This is a genomic window from Myroides odoratimimus, assembly GCF_001485415.1.
GTDB lineage: Bacteria > Bacteroidota > Bacteroidia > Flavobacteriales > Flavobacteriaceae > Flavobacterium > Flavobacterium odoratimimum.
This window is the reverse complement of sequence record NZ_BCMQ01000003.1, coordinates 20,595-36,824: the sequence shown is the minus strand read 5'-3', so window position 1 is coordinate 36,824 and position 16,230 is coordinate 20,595. Positions and strand designations below refer to the sequence as shown.

Genomic DNA, 16,230 nt, shown 5'->3' with positions numbered 1-16,230 from the left:
TTATGGATACATCACTTTCAATTTCATACTTAATTCAAGAGCCTAAAGTAATAAAGGACAAAAACCCAGTAATTATCTTATTACATGGATATGGTAGCAATGAAGAAGACTTATTCTCTTTCGCTCCTGAATTACCAGATGACTACTATGTAATATCTGCACGCGCACCATACACAGTACCTCCTTACGGATATGCTTGGTACGCTATTACCTTTGATGCAGATGCTAACAAATTCTCAGATGATAACCAAGCGATTGAATCTAGAGATTTAATTGTACGTTTTATTGACGAGCTTGTAGCAAAATACCCTATCGATGCAAACAATGTTAACTTAGTCGGGTTTAGCCAAGGAGCTATACTTAGCTATGCTATCGCTTTATCTTATCCTGAAAAGGTAAATAAAGTAGTTGCTTTAAGTGGTTACTTCAATGAAAATATCATTGCAAAAAACTATAAAGAAAACAACTTAAGTAAATTGAGGTTATTTGCCTCTCATGGAACAGTTGACCAGGTTATACCTATTGATTGGGCAAGAAGAACACCTACGATTCTTACAAGTTTAGCTGTCAAGCACACTTATAAAGAATACCCTGTAGGACATGGAGTACATCCACTAAACTTCAGAGATTTCAAAGAATTCCTTTTAGAAGAGTAATATAAAAAGTAAGGCTAGTGTTATACACTAGCCTTACTTTTTTATACATAACTTGATTATGTTTTATTCTTCATGAACATCTTCCTCTACTGGTTGGTCAGAGTTAATGATTTTTAATTCTATAGTCTTTGCCGCTGTAAAGGCAGTCTCTCCTTTGTGCTTTAAAACCATCCCTTCATTAGATAATTCCCAACCATCGTTGATATAAGCACTCTTATCTTTAGTAAGTTCTAGAACAATCCCCTTTTTATGATTTGGTAAGAATATTTCTGCTTTCTTCTTATCCTTAGCATAAGTAACAAAACAGCTAACGCTATTATCCTCTAAAGCATTATCCTCTGTTGTATCCTCTTCTAACCCTATTGGATTAAGTCTAAAACCTATCTCGAATATACGAATACAGTTATTCTCTAACTCACTCCAACGATATCCAGCTGAATAAGCACACCCCAATACTTCATCATCTTCATCCAGCGTTACGATCTCAGTACTTCCGTCTGTTATGACCATTCCTTTTTCATTATCATCTTTATTATCTTTCAAGATGAAATCACAGGACGTCATGGTAAGCAACAATATAACAAACAAACTTATTGACTTTTTCATACTACTCTATTTTTATATTAGACGACACTACTTAGTAGCATACATAACAGTATCTATGGTCTTAAACTCAGTAGGTTTACCCTCTGTGTAAAAATACTTAATTAAAACTTCTCCATGAACAGCTCCTGCATAAAAATCTGCAATTATCCATCTATGATTTAGAACTTTAACTTTATTAATCACACATTTCTCTCCATTAATCACTCCATAAGGAACTAATGGATTACCATTATCTTGATGGTTTAAAGCTAATACCTCTTCTTTTATAGAAGTTAGAGATTGATCTATTGTTTTGTAATTAAAATACTCCTGTGCATCTTCATTGTATTCGATAGAAAAATAATTTGCCTCATTAAAATCCTTAGTAACTTCTTTTAATGAATCTCGAACAATATCAATGCGTTTATGAGCTATTTCTATCTTCTTCCCCTCCATCTTATACATATTCTTATTATTGGCATATAGAAGAACAAGAATTACAAGTGAAAAAAGGAATAGGTAAAAGAAAGCTTTATGTTTCATAATGTGATAATAAATTATATAGTGATTTTTAAATTGTCGTACGCCAAATATACATCTTTTGGAAGTATATTTTCTACATCTTTATGAAAACCTAAGTCTTGTGCTATATGAGTTAAATAAGCTTTCTCTGGTTTTATTTTATCAATAAAAGCAAGCGACTCCTCTAAACTAAAATGAGTAGGGTGATCCTTAATACGCAAAGCATTTACAATTAAAACCTTACATCCTTTTATCTTTTCGACCTCTTCGTCTGTGATGTACTTAGCATCTGTGATATAGACTAAATCTCCCAATCTATACCCCAATATAGGCAAAGGCCCATGCATTACATCAATAGGAATAATAGTCTTCTTCCCTATCATAATGGTATCTTGTGAAGTAATACTATGCTCTTCTACACTAGGAGCCCCAGGATATCTATCTTCTTTGGTAAAAATATAATCATATCTTCTCTCTAAGGCTTTTATTACTCTTTCTTGAGCATAGATTGGCAACGAGCCATGCAAGATAGTTAATGGTCTTATTTCGTCTAATCCTGCGATGTGATCAGCATGTTCGTGAGTAAAGAATATTGCATCTAATTTACTACACCCAGCAGTCAACATTTGTTGTCTAAAATCAGGTCCACAGTCAATCAAAATAGTGTGTTCATCCCACTTAACCAATACAGATGTTCTCAACCTTTTATCCCTCGGATCTATACTGTGAGCTACTGGATGATCTATACCTATTATCGGAATACCCTGTGAAGTACCCGTTCCTAAAAAATATACTTCCAAAATGACATAAATTTTCCACAAAAGTACGGTTTATCTTTTTTTGTTGTACGATATTTGTTAGGTTTGTTTAAAATAGCTAATTCATGAAAAACTTTGCTGAAGATTTAGTACTAAATGGGGATAGAGTAATAGAACATCACCCTGCCATTTCAGATAAAGCACTAAAAATCAACCTTAACAACGATATTTACGGAACATTTGCAGAAATTGGTGCAGGACAAGAGACAGTCCGTCACTTCTTTAGAGCTGGTGGTTCTTCTAGAACAGTAGCCAAAGCGATGTCCGCTTATGATAAAGTATTTAGTGACGCTATCTATTCTGTAGAAGAAGATGGACGTTATGTTACAGAAAGTCGCCTAATCAAAATGCTTGATTATGAGACAAGAAAAATTGAAGAAAGATTAATACGCGAAGAGAATCCTAATAAGACTTTCTTTAGCTACGCTAATACAGTAGCAACAATTGACTACGCTAAGAAAAACAAAGGGCATGGATGGGTAGGTATTATGTTTCAGACAGCTTCTAACCAAGCGTATAACAAGATAGTACTACACATACAGTTCAAAGAGACAGATTCTAAACTACAACAAGAGACTTTAGGTATCTTAGGTGTGAATCTGATTTATGGTGCATTCTACCAACACCATGACGCTAAAAAGCTAATTCACAGTCTTTATGATCACTTAGATAAAGACCAAATCGAAATCGATAGTATTAACTTCTCTGGTCCTATCTTTGAGACAGTAGATAATCGATTAATGAGCTTACAGTTAGTTAAAAATGGAATGACTGACGCTGTAATGTTCAGCCCTAGTGGACGTAGTGAACTAGCAGCTAACATTTTGTACAAACAAAACATACTAGCACTTAGAGGTAGCTTTAGACCTGTTACTATCGTTAATATGGATATGTATCAGAAGTCTTTAGATAAATTCATGACACAAAACAACTTAGCTAAAGAAAACACTAAAGTTGTTTTTGAAATTACCTTGTCTAACCTTTTAGCAGAAGGTTCATTAGACGAAATAGACTTCTTAGATAGAGCAGACTTATTGTGTTCTCTTGGACAAACTGTAATGATCTCTAATTTCCAAGAATATTATAAACTTACAGAATACTTCTCTAAATATACTGATCAGAAGATTGCATTAGCAATGGGAGTTAGTAGCTTATTAAATATTTTTGAAGAGAAATACTACACTCATCTTACAGGAGGTATATTAGAAGGTCTAGGAAAGCTATTTAGAAACACAATGAAGATCTACCTATACCCTATGATAGGTAACGAAGAACAAATAGTAGACTCTACTAATCTAAAAGTGGACTTACATATTAAAGAGTTGTATAAATTCTTCAAAAAGAACAACCAAATCATCGATATTGAAGATTATGAAAAAGATCATTTATCTATCTTCTCAAGAGATGTTCTGAAGTTGCTACAACAAAATCAAAATGGATGGGAAGACAAATTACCAGAAGGTATTTCTAAAATCATCCAAGAAAAAGAATTATTCGGATATAAAAGAAAGTAAATATAAAAAAGCCATTACATGTGTAATGGCTTTTTCATTCCTATTTATTCTCACAAATCAAATAATTGTTAACTATAGGAAATACCCTTAATAGCGATAACGCTCTAGGTCAGAAAACCAATTATGACGCTGGTTTTCTTTTGTAATCAATTATAAAAACTATTTGATACTGTCGTGATAAGTTTTGAGAATTTCTTCTCTAAAATCAGGGTGAGCAATCTCCACCATTGCATCTACACGTTGTTTCAACGTCTTGCCATACAAGTCTGCTACTCCATATTCTGTAACGATATACTGTGCATGGGCACGAGTAGTCACCACTCCTGCTCCTTGTTTTAAGAAAGGTACGATACGATTATGCCCTTTATTACTAGTAGATGACAAGGCTATAATTGCCTTTCCACCTTTACTCAAAGAAGCTCCTCTCACAAAATCCATCTGTCCTCCTACTCCAGAATACATATGTACCCCTAGAGAATCAGCACAAATCTGCCCTGTCACATCTACTTCTAATGCAGAGTTAATCGCTACTACTTTTGGGTTCTGACGAATAATAGCCGTATCGTTTACATAACTAGACTCTTTCATTACGATAAACGGGTTGTTATCCACAAATCTATATAAACGTTCTGATCCAATTAAGAAAGTAGCTAAAGCTCTTCCTTTCGCTATTGTTTTCTTAGAACAGTCAATTACTCCACTCTCTATTAAATCAATTACACCATCAGAAAACATCTCTGTGTGCAATCCTAAATTCTTGTGATTAGTAAGTCTAGACAATACTGCATTAGGAATAGAACCTATCCCCATCTGTAATGTACTCTCGTCTTCTATCAGAGCAGCCACATGATCTCCTATTAGCGCTTCTGTATCCGTAATAACAGCTTGTTTCTGTGCATAGATAGCAGTATGATGCTCTACCGCCATATCTATCTTAGATATATGTAATACACTATCTCCGAAAGTACGTGGCATATATTTATTCACTTGAGCGATTACCACCTTTGCGCACTCCATAGCAGCAACAGTAGCTTCTACTGATGTACCCAATGAACAAAAACCATGTTCGTCTGGTGGTGATACCTGAATAAGAACTACATCTACTTTTAAAGCTCCTTTGCGAAACAGATTAGGCACTTCGCTAAGAAAAACGGGAGTATAAGAACCATTACCAGCGGCAATAGTATGACGAACGTTCTTACCAATAAAGAAAGAATTCACGTGAAAGCTCTCTGACAAGGCAGGATCAGCATAAGGAGCTGCTCCTTCTGTATGAATATGACAGAACTCTACATTGCGCAGTTCTTCTGCTCTATCACTAATTGCTTTGGTTAATATATTAGGAGTTGCAGCAGCGGCATGTACATAAATTCGGTCTCCTGATTTTACGACTTTAGCGGCTTCTGAAGCTGATACATATTTCATATTAAAAATGCTTGAAAATAATTAAACATCTAAGGCGTTTCTTCTATTTAGAAAACATTTCCAAAATACGTATTTTTAAATCAGAAATCAACTGATTTATATCAGTTAACACTTGTATTTACTGATTTTTAGGACATATATAAAAATATATTACTAAGTGACAAATAAAAACAAAGAGGAATGAAGATCGTCGTATCTTTTTTAGCAAATACACTGTTTTTTACTTTTTTAAATACCCCTACATAATTAAAGTCTCCTATTGCTCTCAATCCAAATAGAATTCCTATGACCAAATAACCCCATTTATAGGCTAATACATCACCTAGACTAATTTCTGCAAACACAACTAAGCCACTTGCCACTACTAAAGTACCGACAGGTGAAGGATTAAGTTTTCGCTCTCCATCTTTTGTAGGAAGTACCCCTACTACACCCCATGTTCCTCCTAGTGCCCAATAAATATGGACGGCTGATAGGAATGAGAAAATAACGGTATTCACTATCTTAATCATTACTTCTAAACTCATTGTCATCTATTAAATATTATGACCGCAAAGTTCATCCTTCCTTTTCTCTAAAACATTCACTTAAGTTAATATCCCTTTTCGTTTAATCTTTTACGGATGCGAGACAGAGACTGAGGCTTTACCCCTATATAGCTTGCAATATACTTTTGTGGAATACATTTAAACACCTCAGGAGTACTCTCTATCAACTGTAAATAGCGTTGTTCAGGGTTTAAGAATAAGAGAAAATCTATTCTTTTCTTTGCTTCTAAGAAAATCAACTCTGCCATTCTTCTACCTAATAATTGTGCCTCTATAGATGTTTCATAATACGCAAAGAGATCTGACTTACGGATTAGCTCTACATCTGTCTCCTTTGTAGCTACAATGGTTAATTGGGATGGTACACTAGTCAACACACCTTCATAGTTAGTAAATATATGATTAGACAGATAAAATGCAAAAGATACATCATCCCCTTCTGCATCTATATAATACATCCTCAAGCTTCCTTTGCGAACAATTCCAACATAATCACAAACTTCTCCCAATTGAAGAATTTCTTCCCCTTTTGTTAGCGTTCTATAAATTACGCTATCCTGTAAATCCTCTAATAATCTATCGACAAAATGATTACTTTGCATTTTCTTCTACGTGTATTAATGACTTATCAAATGTAAAATTTCCTTCTATAAATCAAAACAAGAATATACCCTGTTTTAATCTGCTAAAAACAACAATATTATTCTTTTCCCTAAAATGATAAATAGCTTTACTCCTCAAGTCCTTTAGCTACCACTTCACTTCTAATGAATACTTCATAAATGAATAGTACTTTCGTAGCAACTCCGTTAATTCGCCTCAAATAACGGACTCATAACGGACACAGTACGGACTCATTGCAAAGCAGTTTATATCAAATTACAATTCTAACTGCTCTAAAATAGCCTACAGAATTATAATTTATTTTAGCGCCTATTACTACACCATTCGTATAAAATTGTGTCTGTAATGAATTAAAAATCTTTAATTCACTCAAATAATGTTATTTTTGTACATATTCTCATTTTAATAAAATGACATCAATAAACAAAAAAACATTACAAGATTTAGAATTCAATACGGTATTAGAAACAGTATCAGCCCTTTGTACTACAGAGGCTGGTAAAGAAGCTGCTATGGAGATATGCCCGCTTAAAACAGAAGCAGGAACGATGAGAGCATTAAAGCAGACTTCAGAATACGTTTCTTCATTTACCAATAATAACATTATCCCGAATCACTACTTTGACAGTATAGACTACGAATTAAAATTTTTAGGCATTGAAAATAGTTTCTTAGAAGTAAGTAGCTTTAAAAAGATACAAACCCTAACAGACACTACAATTACCCTAATCTCTTATTTAAAAAAATTCGAGGAGTACTACCCTAATTTATACCATGAGGCAGAACAAACGCCTTTAGAGAAATCTATTCTTAAAGAGATAGATAATGTCTTGGATAAATATGGTGAAATCAAAGACAATGCTTCGTTAGATTTATTGAATATCCGCAAAAACATCAATATAGTTCGTGGTAAAATAAACCAAAGTTTTGGCGCAGCACTTACACAATACAACAGTTCTGGGTATCTAGACGATATCAGAGAAACGGTGGTAGAAAACAGACGTGTACTAGCAGTAATCGCTATGCATAGACGTAAAGTAAAAGGAAGTGTATTAGGAACGTCTAAAACGGGAAGTATTGTCTATATCGAACCTGAAGCTACTTTGAGATTCTCTAGAGAGTTAAACAACCTAGAGTATGAAGAACGCGAAGAAATCGTACGTATTCTAAAAAACCTAACAGATGCTATTCGCCCTTTTAGAGATCTACTTTTAGAGTATCAAAGCTTCTTAACCTATATCGACGTTACTGCTGGAAAAGCAAAGTATGCTAATAAAATCAACGGTTTACTTCCTGAGATTAGCAAAGAAAGAGAAATGTACTTTAGAGAGGCTTATCACCCTATTTTATTGTTAAACAATAGAGCGAAGAATAAGCCTACCTATCCTCAAACAATTAATCTAGAACAAAGCAGTAGAATAATCGTTATCTCTGGACCAAATGCTGGTGGTAAGAGTATCACACTAAAAACAGTAGGATTATTACAGCTAATGTTACAGTCTGGATTACTTATTCCGGTACACGAAAGAAGTAAAACATTCTTATTCGATAGAATACTGACAGATATTGGAGATAATCAGTCTATAGAGAATCACTTAAGTACTTACAGTTATAGACTTAAGAATATGAATTATTTCTTAAAGAAATGTAACGATAATACGCTATTCTTAATTGATGAGTTTGGTACAGGATCTGATCCAGAACTAGGAGGTGCACTAGCAGAAGTATTCTTAGAGGAGTTCTATGATAGAGAGGCATATGGTATTATTACCACTCACTATACCAATCTAAAAATACTAGCAGATGAATTACCGAATGCTACGAATGCCAATATGCTATTTGATGAGAAATCATTAGAACCAATGTATAAACTAAACGTTGGACAAGCAGGTAGCTCGTTTACCTTCGAAGTTGCACAGAAAAATGGTATTCCGTTTAGCTTAATTAATAGAGCCAAGAAAAAAGTAGAAGGAGATAAAGTTAGATTTGACAAGACTATCGCTAATCTACAGAAAGAAAGACATAAACTAGAACGTACTTCTCAGAACTTAAAAGAGGAAGAGACTAAGGCAAGAGATGAGAGTAAGAAAATGGAGACCATCAATGCTAAAATTCAAGAGAAACTAGAGCGTTACCAGGAATTATTTGATTCTAATCAACGTTTAGTAGCTCTAGGTCAACGCTTAGATGATTTGTCTGAAAAATACTTTAATAATAAAAGTAAGAAAACTCTTTTTGGAGAAGTTCTAAAAGTAGTAGAGATTGAAAATTCTAAACGCAAGAAGGTTACCATAAAAGAGAAGAAAGAAAAAGAAGCTCAACAAAAAGAGCTAATTAAAGAAGTGGAGCAAAAAGTAGAAGTGATTCGCAAAGAGAAGAAAGAAGAAAAGGCGAAAAAGCAACTACAAGATGCACAGAAGAAAACCAACTTCCCTCTTAAAGTGGGAGATCGCGTTCGTATGATAGATGGTCGTTCAGTGGGAACAATCGATGTAATCGAAAAAAATAAAGCAACAGTTAATTATGGTATCTTTACATCTAAAGTAAGCCTTGATCAACTAGAAATGGTAGAACGCAAAAAATAATGTTAGATATACCTCGCAATAAAAAAATTATCTTATTTGACGGTGTTTGCAATTTATGCGACAGCACCGTCAATAAGGTTATTAAAGCAGATCACCAAGATCAGTTTAGATTCGTAGCCTTAGATTCAGAAAAAGGGAAAGAGATTCTAAACTATATCGGTATCGACCGCACTAAGATAGACAGCATCGTTCTATATGAACCAGGTGTAGCCTATTTTATCAAATCAAAAGCTGCCTTTGAGATTGCTTCTGCTCTAGGAGGCAAGTACTCCCTGATCGGCATATTCTCATTCTTACCAACAGGTATCACAGATGCTCTATACGAATATATCGCTAAAAATAGATACAAATGGTATGGAAAAAAAGAAAGCTGTATGATACCAAGTGAGGATATTAAACAGAAATTTCTATAATTTCTTCACTTAACGCTAATTTGTGATTTTTTCATCACAAATAATTTTACTTAAACTTTGGCAATGCGTATATTTGCGTACTTATAAAAAAATATTCTCGAATGCATATTTCATACAATTGGTTAAAACAATTCATTAAATTAGACATAACACCAGAAGAAACTTCAGAAATCTTAACAGACTTAGGTCTTGAGGTAGAAGGAATCACTACATATGAGAGTCTTAAAGGTGGTCTAAGAGGAGTTGTTGTTGGACACGTATTATCTTGTACAAAACATCCAAATGCAGACAAATTAAACGTAACAAAAGTTGATTTAGGAACAGGTGAGCCAGTACAAATCGTATGTGGTGCGCCGAACGTTGCTGCAGGGCAAAAAGTACCGGTTGCTACTATTGGTACAGAATTGTTCGATGCAGAAGGAAATGCATTCCAAATCAAAAAAGGCAAGATTCGTGGAGAAGAAAGCTTTGGTATGATTTGCTCTGAAGTAGAACTTGGTTTAGGTACAGATGGAAGCGGTATTTTAGTTTTAGAAGATAAATGGGAGCCTGGAACACCAGCTGCTACTTTATTTAATATCGCTACAGACGAAGTTTTTGAAATCGGTCTTACTCCTAACCGCTCTGATGCTATGAGCCACTGGGGAGTAGCACGTGACTTAAGAGCTGGTCTACTACAAAATTCTAAAGAAGAAACTCAACACAAAGAATTAATCACTCCTTCTGTTAGCAAATTTAAAGTTGAAAGAAGAACACTTAAGATTGATGTTAGTGTTGAAGACTATAAAAAAGCACCTCGTTACTGTGGTGTAACAATCTCTGGTATAGAAGTAAAACCTTCTCCAGACTGGTTACAAAATAGATTAAAAGCAATCGATATTACTCCTAAAAACAATATTGTAGACGTTACCAATTACGTTTTACACGATTTAGGACAACCATTACATGCTTTTGATGCCGCTAAAATAAAAGGTGGTAAAGTAATCGTAAAAACTGTTGCTGCAGGTACTAAGTTCGTAACTCTAGACGGAGTAGAAAGAACTCTTCACGAAGATGACTTAATGATCTGTGATGAGAATGGACCAATGTGTATGGCAGGTGTATTCGGAGGTAGCAAATCTGCTGTTTCTGAAAGCACATCAAATATTTTCTTAGAAAGTGCTTATTTTAATCCAGTTACGGTAAGAAAAGCAGCAAAAAGACATGGCCTTAATACAGACTCATCTTTCCGTTTTGAGAGAGGTGTTGACCCTGCTATTACTGAATATGCTCTTAAACATGCCGCTTTATTAATCCAACAAGTAGCTGGTGGAGAAATCACTTCTGATATTATCGACTTATACCCTAAGAAAGTAGAAGAACATTCTGTATTCTTAAACTTCAATAATATCAATAGATTATTAGGAGAAGAAATTTCTAAAGAAACAATCAAGAAAATCTTAGTATCATTAGATATTAAAGTTCACAGTATGTCTGATGTAGGTATAGGTATTACTGTTCCTGCTTATCGTGCTGATGTAACTAGAGAGATTGACGTTATAGAAGAAATCTTGAGAGTATATGGTTTTAACAACATTACTTTCTCTTCTAAATTAAATGCAACTATCGCTAATAGTTCTAGAACAGAAGATCATAGAGTAACAAATATTGTAGCTCAGCAGTTGGTAGCACAAGGGTTTAATGAGATTATGAATAACTCATTAACAACTCCTGACTACACAGAATTAAGCGAAAATATTAAATCTAATTACCAAGTAGATATCCTTAACCCACTAAGTCATGACTTATCAGTAATGAGACAGTCATTATTATTCGGAGGATTAGAGTCTATCTCTTACAACGTAAATAGAAAACGTGGTGATTTAAAATTCTTCGAGTTTGGTAAAACATACCACAAGATGCTTAACAACTTCGAAGAGTACAAACGTTTTTCTGTATTTGCTACAGGTAATATCACGAAAGCAAGCTGGAACTCTGAGCAAAAACCAATTAGCTTCTTTGACTTCAAAGGGTATATCAATGGTATTATCACTCGTTTAGGCTTAGCTAAGATAAGTACCCAACCTGTAGAATCAGATTTATTCTCAGAAGGTATTGCTTACTATATAGGAAAAGAATTAATCGTAGAGTTCGGTATTCTGAAGAAATCAGTAACCAAACACTTTGATATCAAACAAGAAGTTTGTTACGCTGAATTTAACTGGGATAATGTATTAAAAGTAGTTTCTGCTAAAATCAAAATTGCTGAAATCAATAAATTCCCTTCAGTTAAACGTGATTATGCATTATTAATCAACGAAGCAGTAACTTTCGAAGAGATCTATAACCTAGTAAAACAAGTAGATAAAGCAGTCATCAAAGACGTAACTCTATTTGACGTTTACCAAGGAGAGAAAATCGAAGATGGTAAGAAATCATACGCTATCTCTATTATCATGGAAGATGTTACAAAAACACTTACTGATAGTCAAGTAGACAAAATCATGGGTAAAGTAAAATACCAATTAGAAAATGTTTTACAAGCTCAATTGAGATAATACTAATCGTTTATAGTATATATTTAAAAACGCCCTGCTAGATCTTTAGCAGGGCGTTTTTTTGTGCATTCTAGATTCTGCATAGTTTGCAACATATACCCACATCATATATCTACAATCTACATAAAGTAGAGACGGAATATCTTCCGTATCACATAATATATGTCGTATCACTCCATTAACACTAGGTCAAAATACAATCTACATAAGGTAGAGACGGAATATCTTCCGTGTCACATAATATATGTCGTATCACTCCATTAGCACTAGGTCAAAATACAATTTACATAAGGTAGAGACGGAATATCTTCCGTGTCACATAATACAGCTTTTAGATTTGTTCTTAACTTGTGTGACACGCAAAGTACTGCGTCTATACTAGTCACCGAAAACCAAAAAAAAGCCTGTGAACATTCAGTCCACAGGCTTTATATAAATAAGCGAGAAATTAATCTTACATATTACGTCTGTACTGTCCTCCTACTTCAAATAATGCTGAAGTAATCTGACCTAACGAACAGACTTTAGAAGCATCCATTAGCGCTTCGAATATATTGCCATTTTGAATAGCTACTTCTTGAATACGCTCTAATTCTTCTTTTACTAAAGCTTCATTAGCCTTATTCAAATTCTCTTTTGTTTTGATTTGGAATAGTTTCTCCTCCTCTGTTGCACGGATAACTTCAGCAGGAACTACTGTTGGAGATCCTTTAGAACTCAAGAAAGTATTCACTCCAATAATAGGGAACGTACCATTGTGTTTTAATGTTTCATAGTACAATGACTCTTCTTGAATCTTAGAACGTTGGTACATGGTCTCCATTGCTCCTAACACTCCTCCTCTTTCTGTAATTCTATCAAATTCTGCTAATACAGCAGCCTCTACTAAATCCGTTAATTCTTCAATAATAAATGACCCTTGTATTGGATTCTCGTTTTTAGCCAATCCTAGCTCTTTATTTATGATTAACTGTATTGCCATAGCTCTACGTACAGATTCTTCCGTAGGAGTCGTAATAGCCTCGTCATACGCGTTAGTGTGAAGTGAATTACAGTTGTCATAGATAGCATACAATGCTTGAAGTGTAGTACGAATATCATTAAAGTCAATCTCTTGTGCGTGTAATGAACGCCCTGAAGTCTGAATATGATATTTAAGCATCTGTGCACGTTCATTAGCACCATACTTATTCTTCAGTGCTTTTGCCCAAATACGACGCGCTACACGACCAATTACTGCATACTCAGGATCAATACCATTCGAAAAGAAGAACGATAAGTTTGGCCCAAAGTCATTAATATCCATTCCTCTACTTAAATAATATTCTACATAAGTAAATCCATTCGCTAATGTAAATGCCAACTGGGTAATAGGGTTTGCCCCTGCTTCTGCAATGTGGTATCCTGAGATAGACACAGAGTAAAAGTTACGCACATTCTTCTCAATGAAGTACTCTTGTACATCTCCCATTAAACGAAGTGCAAACTCCGTAGAGAAGATACAAGTATTCTGAGCTTGATCTTCTTTTAAGATATCCGCTTGTACCGTACCACGAACTTGTGATAACGTATTCTTTTTAATCTCAGCGTACACCTCTTTTGGCAACACTTGATCTCCTGTTACCCCTAAAAGCATCAATCCTAGACCGTCGTTCCCCTCTGGTAATTCACCATTATAACGAGGTCTCTCTACACCTTTTGCTTTATAAATAGCTTCAATCTTTGCTTCAACTTCAGCTACTAAGTCATTGTCTTTGATATAGATTTCACACTGTTGATCAATAGCAGCATTCATAAAGAATCCTAATAGCATAGGCGCTGGCCCGTTAATAGTCATCGATACAGATGTCAAAGCATGTGCTAGGTTAAACCCTGAATACAACTTCTTCGCATCATCTAAACAACAGATAGAAACCCCTGCATTACCAATCTTACCATAAATATCAGGGCGATGTCCTGGATCATTACCATATAAAGTCACAGAGTCAAACGCAGTAGATAGACGCTTAGCTGGCATACCTAATGACACATAGTGAAAACGTCTATTGGTACGCTCTGGCCCACCTTCTCCTGCAAACATACGTGTAGGATCTTCTCCTTCACGCTTAAACGGATAAAGTCCAGAAGTAAACGGAAATTCTCCTGGTACATTCTCTTGTAATGACCAACGCAAGATATCTCCCCAAGCTTCATACTTAGGCAGTGCAATCTTAGGAATCTGTAAATGTGATAAACTTTCTGAATGCGTAGCTATCTTGATTTCCTTATCACGTACTTTGAATGAGTACACAGGGTTTTTATACTTGTTCACCTTCTGATCCCATGTCAAAATCACTTCCCAGTTATAAGGGTCTAAGTTCATCTTCACCTTGTCAAACTCCTTTAATAGAAGATTGATGAACAATTGTGTATCAGCATCTTTAGAAGCTATTGTTTCTTCTACGATTCCTGACTTATCTATTTCTGGCAATTTACCAGCTACTGTTTCTACTGTTTTAAAAATACCGTATAACTTCTGAGCTACTTCTTTCTGAGTTAATACCGTCTCATCATATTTACGGTTGTTCTCCGCTATCTCAGATAAGTAACGTGTACGGTTAGGAGGTATCACGAATACTTTCTCACTCATCTCCTTAGTGATTTCGAAACTAGACTTTAAGTCTGCTCCTGTCTTCTCTACCACTTTATCCATAATCGCTTTATACAAAGCATTGGTACCAGGATCGTTAAACTGAGAAGCAATCGTACCAAATACAGGCATTTCGTCTGGGTTTACATCCCATAAGTTATGGTTGCGTTGGTATTGTTTCTTTACATCTCTAATAGCATCTAATGCCCCACGCTTATCAAACTTATTGATTGCAACGATATCAGCGAAATCAAGCATATCAATCTTTTCTAACTGCGTAGCTGCTCCGAACTCTGGAGTCATAATGTATAAAGAGGCATCTGAGTGGTCTAAAATCTCTGTGTCTGACTGACCAATTCCTGAAGTTTCAAGAATAATTAAATCATAATTGGCAACCTGAAGTACTTGAAGTGTTTCTTCAACATAGCGAGATAACGCTAAGTTAGACTGACGAGTAGCCAGAGAACGCATAAACACACGAGGATTATTAATCGAGTTCATACGAATACGATCTCCTAATAAAGCTCCTCCTGTCTTACGCTTAGAAGGGTCAACAGATACTAGTGCAACTGTTTTTTCAGGGAAGTCAATCAAGAAACGGCGAACTAACTCATCTACCATAGATGACTTACCTGCTCCTCCCGTTCCTGTAATACCTAATATAGGTGTATTCTTATGTTTCTTTTCGTCGTATTGGAATACTTTAAGGAAATCTTCTTCTCTATTTTCAGCTAACGAAATTAAACGAGCTATCGTAGTTACATCTTTATCTGCTAGAGATTGATAAACATCTTTTCCTTCTGGTAATTGTAAGTCCATTGTAGGATAGTCAGCCTTTCCTACCATATCGTTAATCATCCCTTGTAATCCCATCGCACGTCCATCATCTGGAGAATATAAGCGTGTGATACCATAATCCATCAACTCTTTTATCTCACTAGGAAGAATTACTCCTCCTCCTCCTCCAACGATTCGGATATGTCCTGCTCCTTTTTCTTGTAGCAGGTCGTACATATATTTAAAATACTCGTTATGACCTCCTTGATATGAAGTCATTGCAATCGCATTAGCATCTTCTTGGATAGCCGTATTCACTACCTCTTCAACGCTCTTATCATGTCCTAAGTGAATAACCTCACATCCTGTTGATTGGATAATACGACGCATAATATTAATCGCCGCATCATGGCCATCAAATAAAGCCGCCGCAGTAACTATACGCACCTTGTTAGTAGGCGTATAGGGTGTATTTTGTTGCATAATTTTTTAGTTTTTGTAGAATGCCAATATAATAAATATTCGCTAATTTCACTACTCCACTCAAAAGATTTGAGTTACTTATGCTTAAATCAACAACACATAATTCTCCCCTAT

General features: G+C 35.0%; 12 protein-coding genes. 5 read left to right on the top strand and 7 right to left on the bottom strand.

The annotated features are described in order from the left end of the window. The first annotated feature begins 2 nt into the window (after positions 1 to 2). Positions 3 to 656, top strand: coding sequence for an alpha/beta hydrolase (locus tag MODO_RS03650; RefSeq protein ID WP_006259064.1), 654 nt, complete (start codon positions 3 to 5; stop codon positions 654 to 656). Positions 657 to 719: 63 nt separating this feature from the next. Here MODO_RS03650 and MODO_RS03645 read toward each other — a convergent pair whose 3' ends face one another. The 3 genes from MODO_RS03645 to MODO_RS03635 are packed head-to-tail and all read right to left on the bottom strand — an operon-like array spanning position 720 to position 2,584. Beyond that, on the bottom strand, positions 720 to 1,262 hold the full coding sequence (locus MODO_RS03645; protein ID WP_006259065.1) for a hypothetical protein: 543 nt from the start codon (positions 1,260 to 1,262) through the stop codon (positions 720 to 722). A gap of 27 nt (positions 1,263 to 1,289) precedes the next feature. Further along, positions 1,290 to 1,784, bottom strand: a complete 495-nt coding sequence (locus MODO_RS03640) for a hypothetical protein (RefSeq protein ID WP_006261055.1) — start codon at positions 1,782 to 1,784, stop codon at positions 1,290 to 1,292. 14 nt (positions 1,785 to 1,798) lie between these two features. Beyond that, on the bottom strand, positions 1,799 to 2,584 hold the full coding sequence (locus MODO_RS03635; protein WP_006259067.1) for an MBL fold metallo-hydrolase: 786 nt from the start codon (positions 2,582 to 2,584) through the stop codon (positions 1,799 to 1,801). Positions 2,585 to 2,646: 62 nt separating this feature from the next. On the opposite strand from MODO_RS03635, the gene MODO_RS03630 reads away from it, so the two are divergent. Continuing rightward, complete coding sequence (locus MODO_RS03630; protein ID WP_006259068.1) at positions 2,647 to 4,095, top strand: hypothetical protein; 1,449 nt, start codon at positions 2,647 to 2,649, stop codon at positions 4,093 to 4,095. 159 nt (positions 4,096 to 4,254) lie between these two features. On the opposite strand, the gene MODO_RS03625 is transcribed toward MODO_RS03630, so the two are convergent. The 3 genes from MODO_RS03625 to MODO_RS03615 form a co-directional block, all read right to left on the bottom strand. Further along, a complete protein-coding gene (locus tag MODO_RS03625) occupies positions 4,255 to 5,520 on the bottom strand; it encodes an acetyl-CoA hydrolase/transferase family protein (protein WP_058699559.1) in 1,266 nt (421 codons plus the stop codon). A 128-nt stretch (positions 5,521 to 5,648) separates the two neighbouring features. Continuing rightward, the gene (locus tag MODO_RS03620; protein ID WP_006259070.1) at positions 5,649 to 6,047 is read right to left on the bottom strand and encodes a DUF3995 domain-containing protein; all 399 of its coding nucleotides are present in this window, start codon (positions 6,045 to 6,047) and stop codon (positions 5,649 to 5,651) included. Positions 6,048 to 6,112: 65 nt separating this feature from the next. After that, a complete protein-coding gene (locus MODO_RS03615; protein WP_006259071.1) occupies positions 6,113 to 6,670 on the bottom strand; it encodes a Crp/Fnr family transcriptional regulator in 558 nt (185 codons plus the stop codon). A 432-nt stretch (positions 6,671 to 7,102) separates the two neighbouring features. Here MODO_RS03615 and MODO_RS03610 point away from each other — a divergent pair, with 432 nt between their 5' ends. The 3 genes from MODO_RS03610 to pheT all read left to right on the top strand — a co-directional run bounded on the left by MODO_RS03610 (position 7,103) and on the right by pheT (position 12,227). After that, entirely contained in the window at positions 7,103 to 9,277 is a 2,175-nt protein-coding gene (locus MODO_RS03610) for an endonuclease MutS2 (protein WP_006259072.1), read from the top strand. Then, a complete protein-coding gene (locus MODO_RS03605; RefSeq protein WP_006259073.1) occupies positions 9,277 to 9,690 on the top strand; it encodes a thiol-disulfide oxidoreductase DCC family protein in 414 nt (137 codons plus the stop codon). Before MODO_RS03610 ends, MODO_RS03605 begins: the two co-directional genes overlap by 1 nt. A gap of 101 nt (positions 9,691 to 9,791) precedes the next feature. Continuing rightward, positions 9,792 to 12,227, top strand: a complete 2,436-nt coding sequence (pheT, locus tag MODO_RS03600; RefSeq protein ID WP_006259074.1) for a phenylalanine--tRNA ligase subunit beta — start codon at positions 9,792 to 9,794, stop codon at positions 12,225 to 12,227. Between the two features lie 454 nt (positions 12,228 to 12,681). Here pheT and MODO_RS03595 read toward each other — a convergent pair whose 3' ends face one another. Next, positions 12,682 to 16,116, bottom strand: a complete 3,435-nt coding sequence (locus MODO_RS03595) for a methylmalonyl-CoA mutase family protein (protein WP_006259075.1) — start codon at positions 16,114 to 16,116, stop codon at positions 12,682 to 12,684. Positions 16,117 to 16,230 lie beyond the last annotated feature (114 nt).